Source organism: Promicromonospora sp. NPDC090134, from assembly GCF_044746965.1.
In the GTDB taxonomy this organism is placed as follows: domain Bacteria; phylum Actinomycetota; class Actinomycetes; order Actinomycetales; family Cellulomonadaceae; genus Promicromonospora.
This window is the reverse complement of the sequence record NZ_JBIVCZ010000009.1, coordinates 1-22,134: the sequence shown is the minus strand read 5'-3', so window position 1 is coordinate 22,134 and position 22,134 is coordinate 1. Positions and strand designations below refer to the sequence as shown.

The following is a 22,134-nucleotide window of genomic DNA, read 5'->3' as shown; positions in this document are numbered from 1 at the left end:
GCGTCAGGACTGGAGCTCCTCCTGCGTCACCAGCGGGTACACACCGTCGGCGTCATGCACCTCCCGCCCCGTGACGGGCGGGTTGAACGTGCAGATCAGCCGCAGGTCCGTCGTCGGCCGCATCGTGTGCTTCTCGTTGCCGTCCAGCAGATACATCGTCCCGTCCGAGATCTGATGGCGCTCGCCGGTCTCCCGGTTCTCCAGCTCGCCGGTGCCGCCCACGCAGTACACGGCCTCGATGTGGTTGGCGTACCACATCTCGGTCTCCGTGCCGGCGTACATGGTGGTCTCGTGGAACGAGAAGCCCACGCCCTCCTGGGCGAGCACCAGGCGGCGGCTCCGCCAGGTCTCGGACCGGACGTCGCGGTCGGTGCCCTCCAGGTCGGCCAGTCGCGTGACGATCACTTGTCTTCCTCTCCTCGGGGGTCGGTTCCGTTCTCGTGGCCGGCGACGCCGACAGCGCTGTCGTGAACGGCCGGCGCGCCCAGCACCTCGGCCGTCGCTGCCGCGATGATGTCCACCCCGGACCGCAGCTCGTCCGAGCCGATGGTCAGCGCGGGCATCGTCTTGAGCACCTCGTCCTCGGGCCCGGACGTCTCCACCAGCAGGCCCCGGCCGTAGGATGCCGCGGCGATCTTGGACGCCGCCGACGGGTCGGTGAACTTGATGCCGGTCAGGAACCCCCGGCCCTTGACGACGGCGCCGTCGTACCCGTTCGCGATCTGGGTCAGGCCGTCGCGCAGCTCGACGGCGCGCGCCCGGACGCCCTCGGCGAAGGTGTCGTTCGCCCAGAACTGGTTCAGCGCTGCGGTGGCCGTGACGAACGAGGTGTTCTGGCCGCGGAACGTGCCGTTGTGCTCGCCGGGCTCCCACTGGTCCAGCTCGGGGCGGATCAGCGTGAGCGCCATGGACAGCCCGAAGCCGGAGATCGACTTCGACAGGCACACGATGTCGGGCACGATGCCCGACTCCTCGAAGCTGAAGAACTCGCCCGTGCGGCCGCAGCCGGCCTGCACGTCGTCCAGGATCAGCAGGATCCCGTGGGCGCGGCACAGCTCGGACAGCGCGCGCAGCCACTCGGGCCGCGCGGCGCTGAGCCCGCCCTCGCCCTGCACGGACTCCACGATGATCGCCGCGGGCTTGTCGACGCCGGAACCGCTGTCGCTCAGTACCCGTTCGAGCCACAGGAAGTCGTCCGTGGCGCCCGAGAAGTAGTCGTCGTACGGGATCTTCGAGCTGTTGGTGAGCGGCAGGCCCGCGCCGTTGCGCTTCATCGAGTTGCCGGTCACCGAGAGTGCGCCCAGCGTCATGCCGTGGAACGCGTTGGTGAACGACAGGATGTGCTGCCGGCCGGTCACCTTGCGGGCCAGCTTGAGGGCGCTCTCCACCGAGTTGGTCCCGGTCGGGCCGGGGAACATCACCTTGTAGTTCAGGTCGCGGGGCGCCAGGATCCGGTCCCGGAACGTCGTCAGGAACGCCCGTTTGGGCACCGTGTGCATGTCGAGCGCGTGCACGATCCCGCCGCTGCGCAGGTAGTCGATCAGCGCGTCCAGCAGCACCGGGTGGTTGTGCCCGTAGTTGAGGGCGCCCGCCCCGGCGAAGAAGTCGAGATAACTTCGGCCGTCCTCGGCCTGGATCGTGCTGCCGGACGCCGTGGTGAAGGTCGCGGGCCAGCTCCGGCAGTAGCTGCGCACCTGGGACTCGAGCTCGTCGAAGATGCTCGTGCTGCCGGAACTACTGGCACTGCTGGCACTAGTGACGCTGCTGGTGCTGCTGATCGACGGACCGGTGGGCATGGCGGTGTTCGGGCGCATGGCTCCTTCTGCGGTCCGGCCCTGCTGGCCGGACTCGGCTGGGGTTGATCGTGTGGGGTTGATCGTGTGGGGTGTTGCTGGGTCGTGCCGGGGTGTCTGACCGGGACCAGGTCAGGAGAGTGGCCCGATGCGGAACACGAGCTCCGCGTCATGGCCGTCCGGGAACGCCTCCGTGGGGAAGACGGTCCGCACGTCGACGGGCGCACCCTGGGCCGACGCGAAGGACATGAACAGCGCGATCGACGCCGTGTTGTCCGAGGTGATGGTGGTCTCGACGTGGGTGCACCCGGGATGCTGCCCCGCGAGGTGCGCGAGCATCCGGGACGCCAGCCGCTGTCCGCGGTAGGCGTGGTCCACGGCCACCTGCCAGACCATCAGCGTGGTCGGCTCGTCGGGCCGGACGTACCCCGTGACGAACCCGGCGGGTTCGCCGTCGACGGTCACGACGACCGAGGTCCGGGCGAAGTCACGTGCCCAGAGGAGGTACGCGTAGGACGAGTTGAGGTCCAGCGTCTTGCTGTCGCGCGCCAGGCGCCACATCGCTGCTCCGTCATCGACGGTGGGCTCCCTCAGCGCCACCGTGGTCTCGGTCGGATGGATGTGCTTGAGTTCCTCTTCGAGGTTCTGCATGACAAATCGACCGTAACGAACTTGGGTGATAATTGCACATTGCGAACCCGTGACGATCCCGTGACTGGCATGTTCCCGGGGCAAACTCGGGGTAACGCCGGCAGCGCGCCCCGGCGCGCTAGTCTGTCGCGGTGAGCGAGCCATTCATCCGTCAGTACCACGTCGCCGACCGCGCCGACGTCGCCGACATCTGCGTCCGCACCGCCGCGGCCGGCACCGACGCACGCGGCCTCTACTCGTCCGACCTGATCATGCCCGACGTCTACGCGCTGCCCTACGTGGACCACTCCCCCGACCTCGCCTGGGTCGTCGAGCACGAGGGCCGCGCCACCGGATACATCGTCGCCGCCGCCGACACCCGCGCCTTCGCACAGTGGTGGGCACGCGAGTGGACGCCGGCCTTCGTCGAACGCCACCCCGCACCCGGCCCGGCCACCGGACACAACCCCGGCTACACCGAGGCCCAGCTCCTGCGCGACGGCGCGGACCCCGAGCGCATGGTCCGCGGCCTGCGCCACGGCGAGCTGGAGACGCACCCCGCCCACCTGCACATCGACCTCCTGCCCGTGCTGCAGCGCCGCGGCCTGGGCTCCCAGCTCATCGACACCCTCCGGGCGGCGCTCGCGGAGCGGGGCGTGCCGGGCGTGCACCTGGGTTACGCGTCGGAGAACACGGCGGCCGCGAAGTTCTACGACCGCTACGGCTTCCAGGCGCTCCCCTCCTCGACCCCGACCGCGCCGCTGGTAGGCATCACCACCTCCTGACCCCCCCTCGTTCGGCACCTCCTCGTTCGGCTCAGCCTTCTTGGGAGGCGTCCGTCCAGGCTCGGCGGACCTGCTCGAAGCGGGTCGGGAGCGGCGGGCGCAGCGCGCCGTAGCGGGCGTTGGTCCGGTGCACGAATCGGCGCCACGACAGCACCAGTCCCTGCCGCGTGATCGGCAGGCCGGACGCGACGGTGGTCCCGTTGTCGTGCGTGTGGTGCACCGTGAGCAGCAGCGCCCGCGGGACCGAGCCCTCCAGCTCGGCCGCGAGCTCCTCGCGCACCACCATCCAGTGCTTGAGCAGCACCACGAGGTCGGCCGGCAGCAGGTGCCGGCGTGGCGTGCGGTGCTTGCCGTGCCGCACCAGCACGCTGCCTTCGGTCGCCTTGGCGCGCGCCGGCCCCAGGTCGATGTCCTCGACCCGTACGCGCAGCAGGTCCCCGTACCGGGAGCCCGTCGCCCGCACCAGCCCCGTGATCACCGCCAGGCGCGCCGCCTCCGGCTTGGCCCCGGGCCGCATCGCCTCCGTGGACAGCTCGCGCCACACCCACTCGGCCTCCTCGAGAGTCACCGGCGGCCGCGGGTAGCGGCCGGGCTCCCCGGCCGGGGCTGGTGGTGGGACGACGTCGTCACTGGTCATGGGTCTGAATATACGCTTGGCACACTATTAATCAAGGGGGCTCGCGAGGAATCGCGAGCGGAATCGCCAGGCAGTCGCCGTACGACGACGACGCGGTGCGTACCCTCTGACGGTGGACCTCCCCGGCACGATCGCCCGCCCCGTCGACCACGAGCTGGTCATCAAGAAGTCCCGGTTCCTGGCCCACCTCGCGCCCGCCCGCAGCGTCGCGGAGGCCGACGCCGTCATCGCGCGCCTCCGCAAGGAGCTCTGGGACGCGCGGCACCACTGCGTCGCCATGGTGCTCGGCACCCGCGCCGACCAGGCCCGCTCCTCCGACGACGGGGAACCCAGCGGCACGGCCGGCGTCCCGATGCTGGAGGTCCTGCGGCACCGCGGCCGCACGGACGTGGTCGCCGTCGTCACGCGGTACTTCGGCGGCGTGAAGCTGGGGGCGGGCGGGCTCGTGCGCGCCTACTCCGGCGCGGTCGCCGCAGCCCTGGACGAGGCCGCCACCACCGGCGCACTGCTGCGCCGCGAGCTGCTCCTGGAGACCGAGGTCCCGGTCCCCCACGCCGACGCCGGCCGGATCGACAACATGCTGCGCGACTGGGCGTCCGCGCACGGTTCGGTCATGGAGCCGCCGGCCTACGACGCCGTCGCCCGGCTGCGCCTGCTCGTGCCGAAGCACCAGGTCGAGGCCCTGGTCGCGGACGTCGCCGCCGCGTCGGCGGGCACCCTGGTCCCCGTCGTCGGCGACGCCCGCGTCGTGGACGTGCCCGTCCCAGCGTCCCCGGCGCGTCGTCCTTGACTGGTCCCACGACGGGGTGAAGTCTCTGGGGCACCCAGCACGTGCCCGCAAGCAAGGCTCGCCCCAGCAAGGCCTGCACACGCAAGGTCCCACACGCAAGGCCCGCACCGTGGAGGGAACGACCATGCACCGTCGCATCCGCCCGTCCGTCGCCGTCGTCGCACTGACCGCCACCGCCGCCCTGCTCGCCGCGTGCGGCGCGCCTGCCGAGGAGCAGTCGGGGTCCATCACCTTCTGGACACCGCAGTCCACGCCCGAACGGGTCGCCGCCCAGGAGGCGGTCGCCGCGAGGTTCACGCAGGAGACCGGCATCGAGGTCGACGTCGTCCCGCTCGCCGCGGCCGACCAGGACCAGGCCCTCGTCACCGGCGCCGCCTCGGGCGAGGTGCCCGACGTGATCCTCGCGGGCGCCTCGCAGGTCACCTCGTGGCAGTCGCAGGGCCTCCTGGACACCGACGTCGTCCAGGAGGCCCTCGACGCCCTGGACCCCGCCACGTTCAACGAGAACGCGCTCGGCGCGGTCACCGTGCAGGACGCCGGCTCTGACGAGGGCACGGCCGAGAGCACGATCGCCGCCGTCCCCAGCGACGGCTGGGTGCACCTCATCGCCTACCGCACCGACCTGCTTCGGGAGGCGGGCGTCGAGGTGCCGACCACGGTCGCCGAGCTCGCGCAGGCCGCCACGGCCGTCAAGAAGGAGCTGGACGTCACGGGCATCGCGCTGGGTACGCAGTCCGGCACGGCGTCGGGCACGGAGGGGATCGAGTCGATCTTCCAGTCGGCGGGCTGCCGCCTCGTGTCCGACGGCGAGGTGACCATCGACTCGCCCGAGTGCACCGAGGCCGCCGGGCTCTTCAAGGAGCTGCGCGACTCGTCGGTCGCGGGCGACTACGACGTCGAGTCGGCACGCGCCGCGTACCTGGCGGGCGACGCCGCCATGCTGCTGTTCTCGACCCACATCCTGGACGAGCTGGCGAACCTCGACGAGGCGGTGCCGCCGTCGTGCGAGCAGTGCGCCGACGACCCGGAGTTCCTCGCGAAGAACTCCGGCTTCATCACGGTGCTGGACCCGCCGGCCGCCTCGGCGGCGTCCGCCGACAGCTCCGCCGCGGACGACGCCGCGCCCGCCCAGTTCGGCGCCACCCTCGCCTACGCGGTCCCGGCGCACGCGAACGCCGACGAGGCCCGGCAGTATGTCGAGTTCGTGCTGGGCGAGGGCTACGCCGACACGCTCGCCGTCGCGACGGAGGGCCGCCTCCCCCTGCGGACCGGGACACCCGAGAACCCGACCGAGTACCTGGACGCCTGGGGCGGCCTGGGCTTCGGGCCGAAGGTCGAGTCGTCGGTCGCCGAGGTGTACGGCGACGACCTGGTCACCGCCATGGGCGAGGGCATGTCCGCCGTCGCGCGCTGGGGCCAGGGCACGCCGGACGCGACGCTCGCCGGCCTCGTGGCCACGCAGGGCACCCTGGCGCAGCAGCTCGACCCGCTGTACCGCGGCACCGACCCCGCCGACGTGACCCGGCAGATGGCCGCCGACGTGACGGCGCTGCAGCAGGACCAGTGACGCCCGGTCGCTCGCCGTCGGCCCGCGCCAGGATCGCCCGCCCGTCCGGTGCTGGTCGGTCCGGTGCCGGTCGGTCCCATGGCGCGCCGACCGGTGCCGCGACGGGCCGCGCCCGGCGCGAGAACCGCTCCGGCTGGCTGCTCGTCTCGCCGTCCCTGGCGGTCGTCGCCCTGGTCGTGCTCCTGCCGTTCGCGCTGGTGGTGGTGTTCGGCTTCTCGGAGATCCGGCTGGTCGACATCCCGTTCCTCGGCACGGAGCCGGTCGAGTGGTCGCTGGACAACTTCCGCCGGGCGGCGGCGTCGCAGGCGTTCTGGGGCGCCCTGTGGACCACGGTCCTGTACGCGGGCCTGACGGCGGCCGGGTCGCTGGCCGTGGGCCTCGTGCTGGCCCTGGCGCTGCACCGGCCGTTCGCCGGCCGCGGGCTGGTCCGCGCGCTGCTGCTGGTCCCGTACGTGCTGCCCGTCGTGGCCGCCGCGACCATCTGGAGGACGATGCTGAACCCGCAGTACGGCGTCGTGAACGCGTTCGGGCGGGCCTACCTCGGCTGGGACACGCCGGTGGGCTTCCTCAGCACCACCTCGGCCGACGTCTGGGGCGTCCCCGTGCCGGTCGCGCTGCTGGTCGTGGTGCTGTTCGACATCTGGAAGTCGGCGCCGCTCGCCTTCCTGTTCCTCACCGCCCGGCTGCAGTCGGTGCCCGGCGAGATCGAGGAGGCCGCGGCGCTCGACGGCGCGAACCGCCGCCAGAACCTGCGCTTCATCCTGCTGCCGCAGCTGCGCGCCGTGGCGCTGCTGCTCCTGCTGCTGCGGTTCATCTGGTCGTTCCAGAGCTTCGACGACGTCTACCTGCTGACCGAGGGCGCCGGGAGCACCCAGGTGATGGCCATCCAGGTCTACACCGAGCTCGTGACCAAGGCGGACATCGGCAGCGCCGCCGCGTTCGGGCTGCTCATGAGCCTGATCCTGGGCGTGCTGCTGGTGGGGTACGTGGTGCTGTCCCGGCGCACGGAGGAGTCATGAACGGCGTCCGCCCCACCCCCGCGGCACGCGCCGGCCGGGCCGTCGTCGTCGCGATCGCCTTGCTGTGGTCGCTGGGCCCGGTCGCGTACGGCGTCGTGCTCTCCCTGCGCCCGTACGGGGAGGTCACCCGCGACCCGCTGGGCCTGCCGACCACCCTGGACCTGTCCGCGTTCGCCACGGCCATGCGGGACGAGGCCGACGGCGGGTTCGGGCTGGGCCGGTTCGTGCTCAACTCCCTGGGCGTCGCCCTGGGGACCGTCGTGCTGAGCGTCGTCGTCTGTGTGCTCGGCGCCTACGCCGCCGCCCGCCTGCGGTACCGGGGCCGGGCCGTCACCAACGGCATCATCCTCGCGGTCTACCTGTTCCCGGGGATCGTGCTCGCGGTGCCGAAGTTCGTGATCCTGTCCCGGCTGGGCCTGACCAGCTCCCTGGTGGGCCTGCTGATCGTCTACGTGGCGGCCACGGTGCCCGTGGCCCTGTACATGATGCGCAACTTCTTCCTGGCGCTGCCCGCCAGCGTCGAGGAGGCCGCGATCATGGACGGGTGCTCGCTCGGTCAGCTCCTGGTCCGGGTGGTGCTGCCGATCGCCGTCCCGGGCGTGGTGGCCACCGCCATCTACGTGTTCATGATCGCCTGGAACGAGTACTTCTACGCCCTGCTGTTCCTGGTGCAGCACCGCGACCTCTGGACGGCACCGCTGGGTATCGCGCAGCTCGGCGACTTCCAGGTGCCGGTGACGGTGCTGCTGGCCGGGTCCATCGCGGTGACGGTGCCCGTGGTGATCGTGTTCTTCCTCGCCCAGCGGTACATCGTGTCGGGGCTGGTCCAGGGGGCAGAACGATGAGGAGATCCCGATGAGGGCAGAGCGATGAGGGCAGAGCGATGAGGGCAGAGCGATGACCGTCCCGCCGCGTCAGGGCGTCCCCCTGCGCCTGGCCGTGCTGGGCGCGGGCGGCCGGGGCGCCGACGCCTACGGCCGCTGGGTGCGGGCGCACCCGGACCGCGCCCGGATCGTGGGCGTCGCCGACCCGGCGCCCGCCCGGCTGGACGCCCTGGCGGGCACGATGGCGGCCCGCTACCGCGACTGGCGCGACCTCGTCGCCGACGTCGGCCACCTGCGCCCCGACGCCGTGCTGATCGCCCTGCCGGACGCCCTCCATGTCCCCGCTGCCATCGCGGTGGCACACGCCGGCCTGCCGATGCTGCTGGAGAAGCCCGCCGCCCCCACGCTGACCGGACTGACCGACCTGGCCCAGGTGGTGCGCAGGACGGGTGCCCGGGTCGCCGTCGGGCACGTGTTGCGGTTCGCACCCTTCTGGCGCGCCGTCCGCGCCGTCGTGGCGTCCGGCACGCTGGGCGACCTCGCGACGATCGAGGTGCGCGAGAACATCGGGTTCTGGCACTTCGCGCACTCGTTCGTGCGGGGGAACTGGCGCAGCTCCGCGGAGTCGAGCCCGATGGTGCTGGCCAAGACGTGCCACGACCTCGACCTGATCCGCTGGCTCGCGGGCGCCGCACCCCAGGCGGTCTCCAGCGAGGGCTCGCTGCTGCACTTCCGGCCGGAGAACGCGCCCGCCGGCGCGCCCGAACGCTGTACGGACGGCTGCCCCGCGGCGACGTCCTGCCCGTTCCATGCGCCGCGCTACTACGTGGACGCCCTGCGCGACCACGCGGGCCACCCCGTCGCGATGCTGGGCGACGACCTCTCCCCCGCCGGCCGGCTCGCGGCCCTGCGGCGCGGCCCGTACGGGCGCTGCGTCTACCGCTGCGACAACGACGTGGCCGACCACCAGCAGACGCTCCTGCGGTTCGCCTCCGGGCTGACCGCCACGCTCACGGCCAGCGCGTTCACCGCAGAGAACACCCGGCACCTCGCGATCACCGGCACGCGCGGGCAGCTCCACGGGCACATGGGGTCGGGCGAGATCCGGGTCGACCTGTTCTCGCCGTCGGGCGGGCTGCCCGAGGCGCTGCTGGTTCCGGGGACGGGTGTCGAGGTGGTGTCCTCCGGCGTCGCCGGACCCCTCGGGCACCGGACCTGGACTCTGGCCGCCCGCGCCGACACCGTGGCCGCGGACCACCGCGGGCACGCGGGCGGCGACGACGGCCTGATGGACGCGTTCTGCCGGGCCGTCGCGGACGGCACCGTGGGCACGGGCGAGCTGTCGTTCGCCACCGCGCTGGACAGCCACCTCATGGCGTTCGCGGCCGAGGAGTCGCGCACGGGGGCCGGTGTGGTGGACTTCCCAGTTTGGGCGAGGACGGCGCTGGGGCCGGAGGGGTCGGCAGCATCGGCGGGGTCGGCAGGATCGGCGGAGTCGGCCGGATCGGCAGCCTCAGCGGGTCCGGCAGGGCCGGTATGACGGGCCCGTCGTGGGCCGGCGCCGTCCACGGCGTCGCCGGACGCGCGGGGCTCGAGCCCGCTCGCGTCACGGTGGAACTGCTGTCCGTGCGGGGTCCGGGGGCGTCATCGGCTGAGGGGCCGGCGGACATCGACCCGTCCGACAACCCGCCGGCGAGCGCGGCCGACTACCGGGCCGAGGGTGGCCGCCTGACGATCCGGGCGACCGACCCCGTGGCGGCGTCGGTCGCGCTGGGCCGGTACGCGCGCACGCACCTGGGCACGCGCCTGACGTGGTCCCGGCCTCGGGTGGGCGCGGGATCTGCAGCCGGCACGGGATCCGCAGCCGGCACGGGATCCGCAGCCGGCACGGGACCCACGGCGGGCGCAGCGACAGGCGGAAGGCCGCTCCCCGACGCCCCGCGCACCGTGGTCTCGTCCCCGCACGCCGTGCGGTACTACCTGAACGTGGTGACCTTCGGGTACTCGACCCCCTTCTGGGGCTGGGACCGCTGGGAGCGGGAGATCGACTGGATGGCGCTGCACGGCGTCACGCACCCGCTCATGCTGGTGGCGCACGAGGCGGTGCTCGCCGAGACCTTCCGCCGGGCCGGCCTGCCGGACGCCGACGCCGCCGAGTGGATCGGCGGCGGGGCGCACTTCCCGTGGACGTTCATGGGCGGGATGCACTCGTTCGGCGGGCCGCTGCCCGCTCGCTGGGCGGAGCGCCGCGTGGACCTCGCCCGGCGCATCCTGGCTCGGATGCGCGAGCTGGGCATGACGCCGGTGCTGCCCGGGTTCGGCGGGCACGTGCCACCGGCCCTCGCCGGGCAGGAGCCGGGGCAGGGTCCGGGGCAGGGCCTGGCACAGGGTCCGGGGCAGGGCCTGGCACAGGGTCCGGGGCAAGGTCTGGCACAGGGGCAGGGGCGGCCCGTCGACGAGATCGAGTGGCAGGGCTGGCACATCCCCCTGCTGCACCCCGAGTCCTCGCGCTTCCAGGTGCTGCACGCGACGTTCGCGGCGGTGCAGCGCGAGCTGCTCGGCCCGGGAACGGGCTTCTACGCGGTGGACCCGTACATCGAGTCGGTCCCACCGTCGGGCGACGTCGGGTACCTGCGCGCCGCCGGCCGCGGGATGTACCGCGCCCTCGCGGGGGCGGCCCGGGCCGCCGCGGAGCCCGACCCCGTCTGGGTGCTCCAGGGCTGGCCGTTCCACTACAAGGGCGCGTTCTGGACGCGGGACCGCGTGGCCGCGTACCTGCGCGACGTGCCCGCCGACCGGACGCTCGTCCTCGACCTCTGGGGCGAGCACGTGCCGCTGCACGCGGCCCTGCTCGCCGACGGCGGCCCGCTCGCCGGCCGGCCCTGGGTCTGGTGCGCGCTGCACAACTTCGGCGGCCGGCCCGCACTGTTCGGCGACCTCGCCGGGCTCGTCCGGGACCTGCGCGCCCTGCCCGACGGCGTCCCGCACCTCCGGGGCGTCGGCCTCGCCCCCGAGGCGATCGAGAACAACGAGGTCTTCTACGAGCTCGCGACGGACCTCGCCTGGGACGACGCCCCGCGCTCCCCCGCGGAGCTCGACGCCTGGCTGGAGAGCTTCGTGCCGACCCGGTACGGGCTGGCCGAGTCGTCAGGTGCCTCCGGGCAGTCAGGTGTCTCTGAGCCGTCAGGTGTCTCCGAGCCGTCTGGGCCGACCAGTTCCTCCCGGCAGGTCCCTGACCCGGTGCCGGGACCTGCCGAAATGGCGCTACGCGCTTGGCACACTATTTATTCGACGCTCTACGGTGCCGGACGCACCCGATCCGTCCCGACGCCCGTCATCGCCCGACCCTGGAGCGCGGGCCTCCCGTTCCCCGCCCAGCGCAGCGCCGGCGAGGCGATCACCGGCCCGCAGCCGCCCACGCCGTCGTCCAACGTGGACGCCGAGAACGACCCCGCGACCGCAGCGGCCCTCCCCCGGCTGGCCGAGGCGGTCCAGGAACTGACCGCGGTCCACCAGTCGCTGTCCGGCGGGGCTTCGAGCGGCAACCCTTCGAGCGGCAACCCTTCGGGCAGCGGCTCGGACGGCAGCCCTTCCGGCATGGGCCAGGACCGGACCGACGCAGCCCGGACCGCCGTGCCCCGCGACGTCCTGGCCGCCGACATCGCGGAGCTCACCGGGCACGTCCTGGCGCAGGGCACGCGGGTGCACGTCCGCGGCATCCTCGCGGCGGCCCGCGCCGGCGACCCCGACGGCGTCCGCGACCACATGGGACGCCTGCGCGCCGACCTGCTGGCCCTGGACGCCCTGGCCGCCGCCCGTCCCGAGTCCCGGGTGAGCACGTGGATCGACGCCGCCCGCGCCTGGGGCGACACCCCCGCCGAGCGCGACACCATGGAGCGCGAGGCGCGCAGCCTGGTCAGCGTCTGGGGCGGCCAGCACAACGGCCTGCACGACTACTCCGGCCGGCACTGGCAGGGCCTGGTCCGCGACCTCTACCTGCCGCGCTGGCAGGCCTGGGCCGACTGGCTGGCCGCCGCCGCCGCCGCCGACGGCCCGGTGCCGGAGGACGCCGACCCGACGGTGCTGCGCCAGCGCATCGTCGCCATCGAGGAGACCTGGCGCACGGCCACGTCCGGCTGAGCCCCGGCCGTCCAGCCCGGCCGTCCCGCCGAACGGTCGGCAGAACGTCAGGTGATCGGCACCTCGGAATGCCGATCACCTGACGCACTACCGATCACACGCCCGCGCCGCGGCAGCGGGGCCCGCTGCCGCGGGGCCTGCCTCAGCCGCGCGTCAGAAGCCCTCCGCGCCGATCGTCGCGCCGTCCGGCACCGTGCCGCCCTCGCCTGACAGCTCGGCCTTGCCCTCGGCCCGCACGCCCGAACCGAAGGTCCAGTCGCCGCGGACGGTGAGGGAGTCGGCGGCACGCAGCGACGGCGCGCCCGCGGCGAACCGCTGCGTGAATCCGTCGATCAGCTTGTAGTGGGCCTTGTCGAGGTCCACCAGCGGCGCGGGCGCCTGGGCCTCGAGCCGGTAGTCGGCCGTGAGGGCGTAGACGTCCGAACGCAGCACCAGCAGGTCGTTCGTGGTCTTGACCGGCAGGAACCGGGACCGCTCCACCTCGATGGCGGTCGCGCCCTCGAAGACGGCGACGGCCGCGCCCATCGCGGACTCGATCTGCACGACCTCGGGCGACGACGAGTCGGACGGGTCGACCGTCTTGTCGTTGCGGATCAGCGGCAGCTCGAGCACGCCGCCCGTGCGCTCCAGCTCCGCCGCCAGCGCCTGGAGGTCGAACCAGAGGTTGTTGGTGTGGAAGAACGGGTGGCGGGTGGCGTCGAGGGACGCGGCGACGTCGTCGGGGTGGGTCTGCGCAGTCTCGCGCTGGACGATGCGGCCGTCGGCCTTGCGGACCACGAGCTGGCCGCCCTTGACGTCGGCGGCGGTCTTGCGGCAGAGCTCGGCGGCGTAGGGGGCGCCGGAGGCGGCGAACCAGCCGGCGATCGTGGCGTCGGGGGTGGCGCCGAGGTTGTCGGAGTTGGAGACGCACATGTACCGGAAGCCGGCGTCCAGGAGGGCGGTGACGACGCCCGAGGCGTGCAGCGCCGGGTAGAGGTCGCCGTGCCCGGGCGGGCACCACTCGAGGTCGGGGTCCTTCTCCCAGGTGACGGGGGTGAGGTCCGAGGCCAGGAGCTTGGGCTCGCGGTTCTGCAGGAAGTCGACGGGCAGACCGTCCACCGCGATGTCGGCGTACCGCTCCAGGGCAGCGAGCGAGTCGTCGCGGGTACGGAAGGAGTTCATGAACAGCAGCGGGAGGCGGGCCCCGGTCGCCTCCCGGGCGGCGCGGACCTGGCCGACGATGATGTCGAGGAAGGTGAGCAGCTCGCCGGCGCCGTCGGGCGCCTCGCGGACGGGCAGCAGCGACTTGGCCTGGTCCATGCCCATGGACGTGCCGAGCCCGCCGTTGAGCTTGAGCATCGCGGTCTGCGCCAGGGCGGCGGCCGCGTCGTCGTCGCTGATGGTGAGCTCGGCTCGGTTCGGGATGTCGACCAGGGGGTCGATGTCGTTCTCACGGATCAGGCCGGTCTCGCCGGACTCCAGCAGGTGGTAGAAGCGCGTGAACGTGTCGATCGCGGCGGGTGCCACGCCTGCCTGGGTCATCTTGGTGCGGGCCTGCTCGAGCCCGGTGGGGTCGGTCATGACCCCCAGGCTATTCGAAACGGGCGGGGTCGCCGGCACCTTCTCGGACGACCTGTGGATAACCGTCGGACCAGTCGACGACAGTGGTGGGCTCGGTCCCGGCGTCGCCGCCGTCGACCACCGCGTCGAGCACGTGGTCGAGCTCCTCCTTGATGGTCCAGCCGTCGGTCAGGGGCTCGGCGTGGTCCGGCAGGATCAGGGTGGAGGACAGCAGGGGCTCGCCGAGCTCGCGGAGCAGCGCCTGGGTGACGGCGGAGTCGGGGATGCGCACGCCCACGGTCTTCTTCTTGGGGTGCGCGAGCCGGCGCGGCACCTCCGCGGTGGCGGGCAGGATGAACGTGTAGGGCCCGGGCGTGGCGGCCTTGATGGCGCGGAACGCGGAGTTGTCCAGCCTGACGAGCTGGCCGAGCTGGGCGAAGTCCGAGCACACCAGCGTGAAGTGGTGCTTGTCGTCGAGCCGCCGGATGCCGCGGATGCGGTCCGCGCCGTCGTGGTACTCCATGCGACAGCCCAGCGCGTAGGAGGAGTCGGTCGGGTAGGCGATCAGGGCGTCGTCGCGCAGCATCGCGACCACCTGCGCGACCGCGCGCGGCTGAGGGTCGACGGGGTGGACGTCGAAGTAGCGGGCCATGCGGCCGAGCCTAGTCGGCAGCGGGGGCGTCGGCACCGGGTGCGTCGGCGCGACCCAGGGCGCGCCGCAGCTCGTCGCCGCTCGCATTCCCACCTGTGCAGACGACGCCGACGCGGCGGCCCGCGAACCGCTCCGGGTCGGCCAGGACGGCGGCGAGCGCCGCAGCCCCGGCGCCCTCGGCGACCGTGTGGGCTCCGGTGAGGTAGAGCTGCTGGGCGCCGCTGATCTGCTCGTCGGTGACGAGCACGAAGTCGGCCAGGTGCCGGCGCATGAGGGCCTGGGTGACCTCGAACCCGCAGCCGACGGCGAGGCCCTCGGCGCACGTGGTGTTGGCGCGCTCCAGGAGCGTCCCGGCGTGCCAGGAGTCGTGCGCGGCGGGCGACGCGGAGGACTGCACGCCGATCACCTCGGTGCCGGGCGCGACGGCGGAGGCGACCAGGCCCGCCGCGGCGGCGCCGGACCCGCCGCCGACGGGGACCACGAGCACGTCGAGGCCGGGCGCCTGCTGGAACAGCTCGAGGTAGAGGCTGCCCACGCCGGCGATGATCGCGGGCTCGTTCGCGGCGCCCACCAGCCGGGCCCCCGAGGCGGCCGCGAGCGCCGTGGCCTGCGCGCGGGCGTCGTCGAACGTGGCGCCGTGCAGGAGCACGTCGGCGCCCTGGTCGAGCACGGCCCGGAGCTTGACGGGGTTGGGGTCGTCGGGCATGACGATGGTGCAGGCGGTGCCGGTCAGCCGGGCGGCGTAGGCGACGCCCTGCGCGTGGTTGCCCGTGGAGTAGGCGACGACGCCGCGGTCCCGTTCGGCGTCGGACAGGGAGAGGAGCAGGTTGCCGGCGCCGCGGGCCTTGAAGGCTCCGGTGCGCTGCTGGTTCTCGTGCTTGACGACGACGGTGGTGCCGGCCGCCCGGTCGACGTCGGGGTACTGGCCCACGGGGGTGCGGACCACGGTGCCGTCGAGGCGCGACTGCGCGGCCAGCACGTCGGCGATCGAGACGTCGACTCGGGTGGCGTCTGGGGCGGGCGCGACCATCATGGATCCAGCGTGACCCTCCCATGACCCATAGGTCCAATACTTGTTACTTCGACTTTCGATCGATGGCACCTATCTTTCTGCGCTAGCCTGGTCACATGACCGCAGAGCTCGACCTCACCCGGCTGCGGGTGCTCGCGGCGGTGGCCCGTACGGGCTCCGTCACGGCCGCGGCGAAGGAGCTGCACTACGCCCAGCCGTCGGTGAGCCACCACCTGTCCCGCCTGGAGGCGGACGCCGGCATCCCCCTGCTGCAGCGGCACGGCCGCGGCGTCCGCCTCACCGAGGCCGGGCGCCTGCTCGCCAACCGCGCCGAGGAGATCCTGGGCCGCGTCGAGGGCGCGCGCCGCGAGCTCGACGCCCTGGCCGGGCTGCGCGCGGGCCGCGCACGCCTGGCCGCCTTCCCCTCCGCGCTGGCCACCCTCGTGCCCGACGCCGTCGCCCGGCTCGTGCAGGAGCACCCCGGCCTGTCCGTGGGCCTGGTCGAGCACGAGCCGCCGGACGCCGTCGCCGCGCTGCAGTCCGGGGCGGTGGACGTCGCGCTGGTGTTCGAGCACGTCGACGTGCGGCACGCCCGGTCCATGGACGACCTGTCGCGGTTCGAGTCGACGATCATCCTGGAGGAGCCGGTCAACCTCGTCACGGCCGCGGACCTCGACGCCGCGCCCGAGCCCGGCGTCACCCCTGACCTGCGGGCACTGGACGACGCCGACTGGATCGCCGGCTGCGAGCGCTGCCGCGCCGACATGGTCGCCCGCTGCGCCGCCGTCGGCTTCGCGCCCCGCATCGCGTTCGAGACCGACGACTACGTGGCCGTGCAGGCCCTGGTCGCCGCCGGGGCGGGCGTGAGCCTGCTGCCGGGGCTGACCCTGCTGGCCCACCGGCACCCGGGGATCGCCACCGCTCCCCTGCCCGGGGCGCTGCGCCGCGTCATGGCGCTCACCGTCGGCCCGCCCGCGCCGCCCGCGGAGGCCCTGATTCGGCAGCTCGTGGCCGTAGGCGCTACCGTCACGATGTGACCTCGGCCACTCGGCCGAGCTCCTCCGTCTCGCGGCCGTCCGGCTCGCGACCCTCCTGCTGAGGACAGACCCGGCCCGATGCTCCTGCTGTCCACCTTCTTCTACTCGGCGGGTGCCGCCGTCGCGGCGTTCCTGGCCCTGGAGGCCTACCTCGCGGTCGCCGCCGCCGACCAGACGTACCCGAGCGTCGTGCTGGCCGCCGTCGCCGCCGTCGGCCAGATCACCGGCAAGCTGCTCTGGTACTGGGCCGGCGCCGGAACCACGCGCCTGCCGTGGCTGCGCAGCAAGCTGGACTCGCCCAAGATCGCGGCCGCGATGACGCGCTGGCGCGACCGTACCGACGGCCGCCCCGTGTACCTCGGCGTGGTGCTCTTCGCCTCGGCGTTCGCCGGGCTCCCGCCGTTCATGGTCATGTCCGTGGTCGCGGGCGTGCTGCGCGTGCGGATGTGGCTGTTCCTGAGCACGGGCCTGGTCGGGCGGTTCCTGCGCTTCTGGATCGTGCTCGAGGCCGCCGACTACGCGTGGTTCTTGTTCTGAGGCTCGCCGGCTCCGCGTACCCCGGCACCGTGTACCCCGGCACCGTGTACCCCGGCACCGTGTACCCCGTGTCCGTGTAACCCCGGCGGCCCGTCCTACAGGTCGGTCGCGCCGTCCAGGGCCTCGCGCAGCAGGTCCGCGTGCCCCGCGTGCCGGCTGTACTCCTCGACCATGTGCACCAGGATCCAGCGCAGCGTGACGCGACCGCCGTGCCCGGCGTGTCCGGCCGGGCGCGCGACCTCCTGGTCCAGACCCTGGCCGACCACCTCGTCCAGGATCCGCTCGGAGGCGGCGACGGCGGCGTCGAACAGGGCGGTCAGGCTCTCTGGGGAGTCCGTCAGGGCGCTGTTCCAGTCCCAGTCGCGGTCGGCGGACCAGTCGACCGTGTCCCACGGCGGAGCGGGATCGTTCCCCAGGAGCCGCACGGAGAACCAGCAGTCCTCGACGTAGGCGAGATGCTTGAGCAGCCCGGCGAGCGTCATGGTCGACGGCGGGTGCGGCGTGCGGAGCTGCTCCGCCGTCAGGCCCGCGCACTGGCGCCGGATCGTGGCGCGGTAGAAGTCGACGAACGAGCGCAGCATTGTGGCCTCGTCGGCGGCCGGGGGCGGGTCGGCCCTGGGGATCTCGTTCGTGTCCGGGCTGATCCCCGGGCTGGTCTCGGTGCTCATGGTGCGACCGTACCGATCGCGAGGACGTGCTGGCTCATGTCCGCGACCCCGGGCGTGGTCGACAGGGCGCGGGCGAGCGTGAGCGCGGCGTCGATCAGCGCGGGCGCCTCCGGGTCGGCGAGCGGCACCCGTTCCAGCGCCCCGCCGGCCGGTCCCTCGACCCCCTGCACGACCACGGCGGACAGCCCCGCCTCGGCTGCCTCCCCCGCGAGCTCCGCGGCGTCGTGGAAGTGCGCCGCGGGAAACGCGATGTCCGACGGCGCCTCGCCGTGCTCCAGGATCGCCTGCCAGGTGGGCGGCCGGAAGCCCTCGTACCCGCCGCCGACCAGCGCCGCGAGCCGCGTGATCCCCGCGGCGACCACCGTGCCGCCACCTCGCGTCACGCGCACGGCCTCCCGCAGCGCCCGCAGCCGGTCGGCGCGCGACGCGAGGTGGTAGAGCGGGCCCAGCAGCAGCACGGCGTCGAACGCGTCGTCCGCCAGGGCCAGGCCCGGCGCGGCGAGGTCCCGGGCGTCCCCGACGCGCGCGGCGAAGGTGCCGTGCTCGGCGGCCCGCGCGACCTGTTCGGCGACGGGGTCCACGAGCAGCACGTCGTAACCGTCCGCCGCGAGCGGTGCGGCATGCACGCCGGTTGCGCCCCCGACGTCGAGCACCCGCGCGCCCGGTGCCAGGCGCTGCCGCACCAGCTCCTGCGTCCTGCGGTGCTCCAGCGGGCCCTGCGCCGAGCGGGCAGTGAGCCGGGCGTGCTCGTCCCAGCCGGTCAGGCCCGCGTAGTACTCCTGGACCCGCGCGTCGAGCGCGAGCTGATCGCTGCCGGTGCCCCGCCTGGCGTTCTCCTGGGCGTTCTCCCTGGTGCTGCTGTCGGTTCGCTCCATGGCCCGACGCTAGCGATCACCGGCGGACGAGCACCAAGTGTTTCCGGGAGGAAAATACTGGGTGATTCGTCCGAGCCGAATCGTTACATATCCAGTACGCCCCTTTTGCTCGGAGTGTGACCGTGGCAACATTCGCAAGGTGCACCTGATCCGAGAATTCGCACCTGACGCCTACGAGTTCGCGCTGTCGTCCTGGTCGTGGATAGGGACGGGTGGCAAGACGCCACGCTTCGCCTCCTGTTTTGGCGACATGTTTCTCGAGTCGCACGACGGGTGGTGGTTCCTCGACACCGTCGAGGGCACGCTGGAACGCCGCTGGAGCTCGATGGACGACATGTTCGCGGACCTGGAGGGCGAGGACGGGCGCGCCGAGTACCTCCTCGAGGAGACGCTCAACACGGCGCTCAACCAGGGAATGCGGCTCGGCGACGACGAGGTCTTCGCGTTCCTCCCCCCGCCCGCGGTGACGGGCACGATGTCGGTGAACTCCCTCGCCCCGCTGCGGTTCGCCATCGCCGCCAACCTCGCCGGCCGGATCCACGGCGAGCTGAACGGCGTGCAGCCGGACGCCGGGGCGTCGGCGCTGTTCGCAGCGCAGAACCAGTTCGCCCAGAACCAGGCGGCCCAAAACCAGGCGGCCCAAAACCAGGCGGCCCACAGCCTTGCCGGGCCGACGCCGTCGTTCGACTCGCCGAACCCCCCGGCCGACCTCTGGCAGCCCGCCGCGCAGCAGGTGAACACGGGCGCCTACCCGTCGTACCAGCCGGCCGCCGACGCCGGGGCGCACACCGGCGGCCAGCCCGGCTACGGGACGGGGTACCAGCCGCAGTACGCGGCGGGTTCCGAGCTGGACTACGGGTCCGGCCAGCAGGCGTACGGTTCGGGCTCGTACCCGGGCGCGCCCACCGCGCAGGCCACGTACGCCGCACCCACGGGGACGCACACGGCGGGGGTGGCGGCACCGGCCGCCGCCCCCGCCGCGCCGGGCGGCTACGGCAGCCAGGGCAGCTACAACGAGTACGACTACGAGGACAACGCGCACACGCTCGACTCGGGCCAGTTCAGCCAGTACATCGCGGACCAGTACAACACCGGCCAGATGACCGCCGTCGAGTACGACGCGTCCGCCCCGGCGCAGCGCAAGCCGCGTCAGGACGGACGCTGGTCGTACGCCTGAGCGCGCCGGCTATGCCTCGTCCAGCCCGGCCACCGCGGCCAGGATGAGCACCGAGCCGACGATCCCGGCCGGGCCGAGCCGCTCGCCCAGCACGACCGCGGCCGCGACCGCCGCGGTCACGGGTTCCAGCAGGGTCGCGACCACGGCCGCGCCGCTCCGGGTGGTGCGCAGCCCGGCGTAGAACAGCCCGTACGCGAGGGCCATCGTGAACACGCCGAGATAGACCAGGGTGCCGAGCGCGACCGGGTCGCTCGTGACGAACGGCCCGCCCCCGGCCAGTGCCACCGGGACGAGACCGACGGCGCCCGCCGTCGTCGCCACCGTGGTCACCGCGAGCGGGTCGACGTCCGGTGCTGCCAGCAGGGTGCCGCCGAGCGCCGTCGTCGCGGCGTAGACCGAGCCCGAGGCGACGGCCAGCAGCAGACCGAGCACCGGGCGGGTCCCGACGGCGTCGGCCCCGGACGCCGCGCTGACCAGCACGAGGCCGGACAGCGCGGCGGAGATGACCAGCCCGAGGCGCAGTGTGGAGCAGGGGCGGACCGCCGTTCGCCGTCGGGCCTGGAGAAGGTCCACCGCGGCGAGGAGGACCGGCGCGAGGCCCAGGCTGACGACCGTGGCGACGGTGACGCCCGCGGTCGCCACGGACCCGAAGTAGAGCGCCTGGTAGGCGCCCGTCCCCAGGCCCACGAGGACGGCGCGCGCCGGGTGCGCGCGCACCAGGGCCGCGAGCCGTGGTCCCCGGCGCAGCACGAACGACGCCGCGACCAGGGCGAGGGCGGCGATGAGCATGCGGTACGCGCTGACCGTGAGGACCGACATCGACGAGTGGTCGCGCAGGATCTCCAGGCCGAGGCCGCCGGTGCCCCAGAGGACACCAGCGAGGCTGACGAGAAGCAGCCCGGTTCGAGATGATGACATGTGTGCTCCTGACCGGGACCGGCAGGTCCCGGTGTGTTCCGAGGGGCCCGGAGGGCTGACGGGAGCTCGCGCGAGGAGATCCCGGGGTTCCGTCAGGCGTCCGGAGGGATGGGAAACGTCTCGGAGCACGCCTCATCCCCGGCCCGCGGGGGCCGGTCGTGGTGCCGCTCCGGTCAGACGACCGGGGGCGGCAGGACGGAACGGTTCGGAGTCACGGACGGGATGCTAGCAGCGGCGCTCCGGCGGGCGAGGTGGTGTCTCGCGCTCGGAATGTGGGTCGCTGCGTGAGGTGGCGGGCGGGAACAGTGTCAGTAGGTGGAGGTAGGTTCGCCGGTGTTCTCGGCAACCTTCGCCCATGAGTGGGTGGCGTGCGCCGTGCGGGACCGGCTCGGCCCGACACGTTTTCCACAGATTCTGATCTGGAGATGCGCAAGGTTCGCGTCGAACATACATTCGATGCATCAGTGATGTTTGAGATGCTGTGTTGGATGAAGTTGGTCGGAGGAGGGGAACGTGGACGAGATCCAGGGCAGGGGCCAGAACCCTCTCACCGTCGTCGAACGGTCCCTGCAGTGCGCGCTCGACCAGGCACTTCCATCCGCCTCACCTTGGGCTGGTTCTGGTTGGGCTGGTTCTGGTTGGGCTGACTCTGGCGGGGCTGGGTCCGGTCACGCTGAATCCGGCGCGGGTCCGTCGCTGGGCGCGACGTCGATCTCCCTGGGCTGGGCACCGCTGCCCCTCGACGACAAGGGGACCATGCCCGAGGTCATCGTTACCTGGACCGGCCACGGCACCGCTGGGCGCACACCGGCCGACGACACCGCTCGCACCAGCGCTGTCTCGGCTGCCTCGTCCGCGAGCACTTCTACGACTACCCCCACAAGCTCGTACGGCCCTGGTGTCAGCAGCGCGCGAGCCGACCGGCTCGCCGCCGATGCCCTCGACATGCCGGACCTGCCCGACGCGACGGAGTCGGTGGAGCTACCAACAGGTGCCGTCTCCATGGACGACCTGCCCGTAGGCCCGGCCCTCGTCGCGTTACTCAGCCGGGTCGAGGTAGCGGATACCGATGACGCCGACCTGATCGACGTCGCGGCACGTTGGCAGGACCTCATCTCCTGGGCCACCGCCATGCAGTCCCGCGCCACCGGCGAGATCGCCCGACGCCGCGGCTGGACCACCGAACACAACACGGCAGCCGCCGAGATCAGCGCCCGCCTACACATCCCCCAGACCGACGCGAACAAACTCATGGCCCGCGGCACCAGCCTGGCCGAACACCCCCAAGTCATGAACGCCCTGCACCACGCCAAGATCGACACCACCAAGGCCGACATCCTGCTCCACAGCGGCAACCCCCTGACGACCGAGGAACGCGACCAGGCCATCACCCTCTACCTGCCCCAGGCCCCCGACCGCACCCGCCGGTGGCTGCGCGAGGGGCCTGACCCTGGTTCTTGGACACGCTGATTCCAGCATCTGCTGGGGAAGCGAGATGATCAGGAACTATGGCCAGGAAGAACTACTCCGAGGA

At 73.0% G+C, this 22,134-nt stretch carries 21 protein-coding genes; 11 read left to right on the top strand and 10 right to left on the bottom strand.

What is annotated here, in order from left to right; genetic code table 11:
- Nucleotides 1–3: 3 nt before the first annotated feature.
- The 3 genes from ACIPN7_RS22065 to ectA all read right to left on the bottom strand — a co-directional run bounded on the left by ACIPN7_RS22065 (nt 4) and on the right by ectA (nt 2,444).
- Nucleotides 4–405: an ectoine synthase gene (locus ACIPN7_RS22065; RefSeq protein WP_400547303.1), complete on the bottom strand. Its 402-nt coding sequence runs from the start codon at nt 403–405 to the stop codon at nt 4–6.
- On the bottom strand, nt 402–1,814 hold the full coding sequence (gene ectB / locus ACIPN7_RS22060; RefSeq protein ID WP_400547300.1) for a diaminobutyrate--2-oxoglutarate transaminase: 1,413 nt from the start codon (nt 1,812–1,814) through the stop codon (nt 402–404). The genes ACIPN7_RS22065 and ectB overlap by 4 nt, the downstream gene beginning before the upstream one ends.
- A gap of 111 nt (nt 1,815–1,925) precedes the next feature.
- Nucleotides 1,926–2,444: a diaminobutyrate acetyltransferase gene (gene ectA, locus ACIPN7_RS22055; RefSeq protein ID WP_285104833.1), complete on the bottom strand. Its 519-nt coding sequence runs from the start codon at nt 2,442–2,444 to the stop codon at nt 1,926–1,928.
- Nucleotides 2,445–2,575: 131 nt separating this feature from the next.
- On the opposite strand from ectA, the gene ACIPN7_RS22050 reads away from it, so the two are divergent.
- The gene (locus ACIPN7_RS22050; protein WP_400547297.1) at nt 2,576–3,208 is read left to right on the top strand and encodes a GNAT family N-acetyltransferase; all 633 of its coding nucleotides are present in this window, start codon (nt 2,576–2,578) and stop codon (nt 3,206–3,208) included.
- Between the two features lie 31 nt (nt 3,209–3,239).
- Here the strand turns inward: ACIPN7_RS22050 and ACIPN7_RS22045 are convergent, their stop codons facing one another.
- Entirely contained in the window at nt 3,240–3,845 is a 606-nt protein-coding gene (locus ACIPN7_RS22045; protein ID WP_400547293.1) for a tyrosine-type recombinase/integrase, read from the bottom strand.
- A 112-nt stretch (nt 3,846–3,957) separates the two neighbouring features.
- Between ACIPN7_RS22045 and ACIPN7_RS22040 the strand changes: the two genes are divergently transcribed.
- The 6 genes from ACIPN7_RS22040 (at nt 3,958) to ACIPN7_RS22015 (ending at nt 12,185) form a co-directional block, all read left to right on the top strand.
- Complete coding sequence (locus tag ACIPN7_RS22040; protein WP_400547290.1) at nt 3,958–4,635, top strand: IMPACT family protein; 678 nt, start codon at nt 3,958–3,960, stop codon at nt 4,633–4,635.
- A gap of 124 nt (nt 4,636–4,759) precedes the next feature.
- A complete protein-coding gene (locus tag ACIPN7_RS22035; RefSeq protein WP_400547287.1) occupies nt 4,760–6,202 on the top strand; it encodes an ABC transporter substrate-binding protein in 1,443 nt (480 codons plus the stop codon).
- Entirely contained in the window at nt 6,199–7,221 is a 1,023-nt protein-coding gene (locus ACIPN7_RS22030) for a carbohydrate ABC transporter permease (protein WP_400547284.1), read from the top strand. Before ACIPN7_RS22035 ends, ACIPN7_RS22030 begins: the two co-directional genes overlap by 4 nt.
- Complete coding sequence (locus ACIPN7_RS22025; protein WP_400547282.1) at nt 7,218–8,066, top strand: carbohydrate ABC transporter permease; 849 nt, start codon at nt 7,218–7,220, stop codon at nt 8,064–8,066. Before ACIPN7_RS22030 ends, ACIPN7_RS22025 begins: the two co-directional genes overlap by 4 nt.
- A 52-nt stretch (nt 8,067–8,118) precedes the next feature.
- The gene (locus tag ACIPN7_RS22020) at nt 8,119–9,585 is read left to right on the top strand and encodes a Gfo/Idh/MocA family protein (RefSeq protein ID WP_400547279.1); all 1,467 of its coding nucleotides are present in this window, start codon (nt 8,119–8,121) and stop codon (nt 9,583–9,585) included.
- Complete coding sequence (locus ACIPN7_RS22015) at nt 9,582–12,185, top strand: alpha-N-acetylglucosaminidase TIM-barrel domain-containing protein (RefSeq protein WP_400547277.1); 2,604 nt, start codon at nt 9,582–9,584, stop codon at nt 12,183–12,185. Before ACIPN7_RS22020 ends, ACIPN7_RS22015 begins: the two co-directional genes overlap by 4 nt.
- Nucleotides 12,186–12,338: 153 nt before the next feature.
- Here ACIPN7_RS22015 and ACIPN7_RS22010 read toward each other — a convergent pair whose 3' ends face one another.
- Genes ACIPN7_RS22010 through ACIPN7_RS22000 form a run of 3 tightly spaced genes read right to left on the bottom strand, consistent with a single transcriptional unit; the run spans nt 12,339 to nt 15,409 of the window.
- Nucleotides 12,339–13,745, bottom strand: coding sequence for a UTP--glucose-1-phosphate uridylyltransferase (locus ACIPN7_RS22010; protein WP_400547274.1), 1,407 nt, complete (start codon nt 13,743–13,745; stop codon nt 12,339–12,341).
- A gap of 10 nt (nt 13,746–13,755) precedes the next feature.
- Nucleotides 13,756–14,376, bottom strand: a complete 621-nt coding sequence (locus ACIPN7_RS22005; protein WP_400547271.1) for an L-threonylcarbamoyladenylate synthase — start codon at nt 14,374–14,376, stop codon at nt 13,756–13,758.
- Nucleotides 14,377–14,386: 10 nt separating this feature from the next.
- Nucleotides 14,387–15,409: a threonine/serine dehydratase gene (locus ACIPN7_RS22000; protein WP_400547268.1), complete on the bottom strand. Its 1,023-nt coding sequence runs from the start codon at nt 15,407–15,409 to the stop codon at nt 14,387–14,389.
- A gap of 95 nt (nt 15,410–15,504) precedes the next feature.
- On the opposite strand from ACIPN7_RS22000, the gene ACIPN7_RS21995 reads away from it, so the two are divergent.
- Nucleotides 15,505–16,425 (top strand): LysR family transcriptional regulator, encoded by a 921-nt coding sequence (locus tag ACIPN7_RS21995; RefSeq protein ID WP_400547265.1) that lies wholly within the window; start codon nt 15,505–15,507, stop codon nt 16,423–16,425.
- A 78-nt stretch (nt 16,426–16,503) separates the two neighbouring features.
- Nucleotides 16,504–16,962: a hypothetical protein gene (locus tag ACIPN7_RS21990; protein ID WP_400547262.1), complete on the top strand. Its 459-nt coding sequence runs from the start codon at nt 16,504–16,506 to the stop codon at nt 16,960–16,962.
- Between the two features lie 95 nt (nt 16,963–17,057).
- Here ACIPN7_RS21990 and ACIPN7_RS21985 read toward each other — a convergent pair whose 3' ends face one another.
- Both ACIPN7_RS21985 and ACIPN7_RS21980 read right to left on the bottom strand, forming a co-directional pair.
- Nucleotides 17,058–17,630, bottom strand: coding sequence for a DinB family protein (locus ACIPN7_RS21985; protein ID WP_400547259.1), 573 nt, complete (start codon nt 17,628–17,630; stop codon nt 17,058–17,060).
- Nucleotides 17,627–18,505: a class I SAM-dependent methyltransferase gene (locus ACIPN7_RS21980; RefSeq protein ID WP_400547256.1), complete on the bottom strand. Its 879-nt coding sequence runs from the start codon at nt 18,503–18,505 to the stop codon at nt 17,627–17,629. The genes ACIPN7_RS21985 and ACIPN7_RS21980 overlap by 4 nt, the downstream gene beginning before the upstream one ends.
- A 250-nt stretch (nt 18,506–18,755) precedes the next feature.
- On the opposite strand from ACIPN7_RS21980, the gene ACIPN7_RS21975 reads away from it, so the two are divergent.
- Nucleotides 18,756–19,682 (top strand): hypothetical protein, encoded by a 927-nt coding sequence (locus ACIPN7_RS21975; RefSeq protein WP_400547253.1) that lies wholly within the window; start codon nt 18,756–18,758, stop codon nt 19,680–19,682.
- A gap of 9 nt (nt 19,683–19,691) precedes the next feature.
- On the opposite strand, the gene ACIPN7_RS21970 is transcribed toward ACIPN7_RS21975, so the two are convergent.
- Nucleotides 19,692–20,600 carry a DMT family transporter gene (locus ACIPN7_RS21970; RefSeq protein ID WP_400547250.1) on the bottom strand — a complete coding sequence of 303 codons (909 nt, stop codon included), beginning with the start codon at nt 20,598–20,600 and terminating at the stop codon, nt 19,692–19,694.
- 513 nt (nt 20,601–21,113) lie between these two features.
- On the opposite strand from ACIPN7_RS21970, the gene ACIPN7_RS21965 reads away from it, so the two are divergent.
- Nucleotides 21,114–22,070, top strand: a complete 957-nt coding sequence (locus tag ACIPN7_RS21965) for a hypothetical protein (RefSeq protein WP_400547247.1) — start codon at nt 21,114–21,116, stop codon at nt 22,068–22,070.
- Nucleotides 22,071–22,134 lie beyond the last annotated feature (64 nt).

Coding starts and splice junctions, on each gene's coding strand:
- ectB (WP_400547300.1), bottom strand. CDS start 1,814: ATGCGCCCGAACACCGCCATGCCCACCGGTCCGTCGATCAGCAGCACC.
- ectA (WP_285104833.1), bottom strand. CDS start 2,444: ATGCAGAACCTCGAAGAGGAACTCAAGCACATCCATCCGACCGAGACC.
- ACIPN7_RS22045 (WP_400547293.1), bottom strand. CDS start 3,845: ATGACCAGTGACGACGTCGTCCCACCACCAGCCCCGGCCGGGGAGCCC.
- ACIPN7_RS22035 (WP_400547287.1), top strand. CDS start 4,760: ATGCACCGTCGCATCCGCCCGTCCGTCGCCGTCGTCGCACTGACCGCC.
- ACIPN7_RS22025 (WP_400547282.1), top strand. CDS start 7,218: ATGAACGGCGTCCGCCCCACCCCCGCGGCACGCGCCGGCCGGGCCGTC.
- ACIPN7_RS22020 (WP_400547279.1), top strand. CDS start 8,119: ATGACCGTCCCGCCGCGTCAGGGCGTCCCCCTGCGCCTGGCCGTGCTG.
- ACIPN7_RS22015 (WP_400547277.1), top strand. CDS start 9,582: ATGACGGGCCCGTCGTGGGCCGGCGCCGTCCACGGCGTCGCCGGACGC.
- ACIPN7_RS22010 (WP_400547274.1), bottom strand. CDS start 13,745: ATGACCGACCCCACCGGGCTCGAGCAGGCCCGCACCAAGATGACCCAG.
- ACIPN7_RS22005 (WP_400547271.1), bottom strand. CDS start 14,376: ATGGCCCGCTACTTCGACGTCCACCCCGTCGACCCTCAGCCGCGCGCG.
- ACIPN7_RS22000 (WP_400547268.1), bottom strand. CDS start 15,409: ATGATGGTCGCGCCCGCCCCAGACGCCACCCGAGTCGACGTCTCGATC.
- ACIPN7_RS21995 (WP_400547265.1), top strand. CDS start 15,505: ATGACCGCAGAGCTCGACCTCACCCGGCTGCGGGTGCTCGCGGCGGTG.
- ACIPN7_RS21990 (WP_400547262.1), top strand. CDS start 16,504: ATGCTCCTGCTGTCCACCTTCTTCTACTCGGCGGGTGCCGCCGTCGCG.
- ACIPN7_RS21985 (WP_400547259.1), bottom strand. CDS start 17,630: ATGAGCACCGAGACCAGCCCGGGGATCAGCCCGGACACGAACGAGATC.
- ACIPN7_RS21980 (WP_400547256.1), bottom strand. CDS start 18,505: ATGGAGCGAACCGACAGCAGCACCAGGGAGAACGCCCAGGAGAACGCC.
- ACIPN7_RS21975 (WP_400547253.1), top strand. CDS start 18,756: ATGTTTCTCGAGTCGCACGACGGGTGGTGGTTCCTCGACACCGTCGAG.
- ACIPN7_RS21970 (WP_400547250.1), bottom strand. CDS start 20,600: ATGTCATCATCTCGAACCGGGCTGCTTCTCGTCAGCCTCGCTGGTGTC.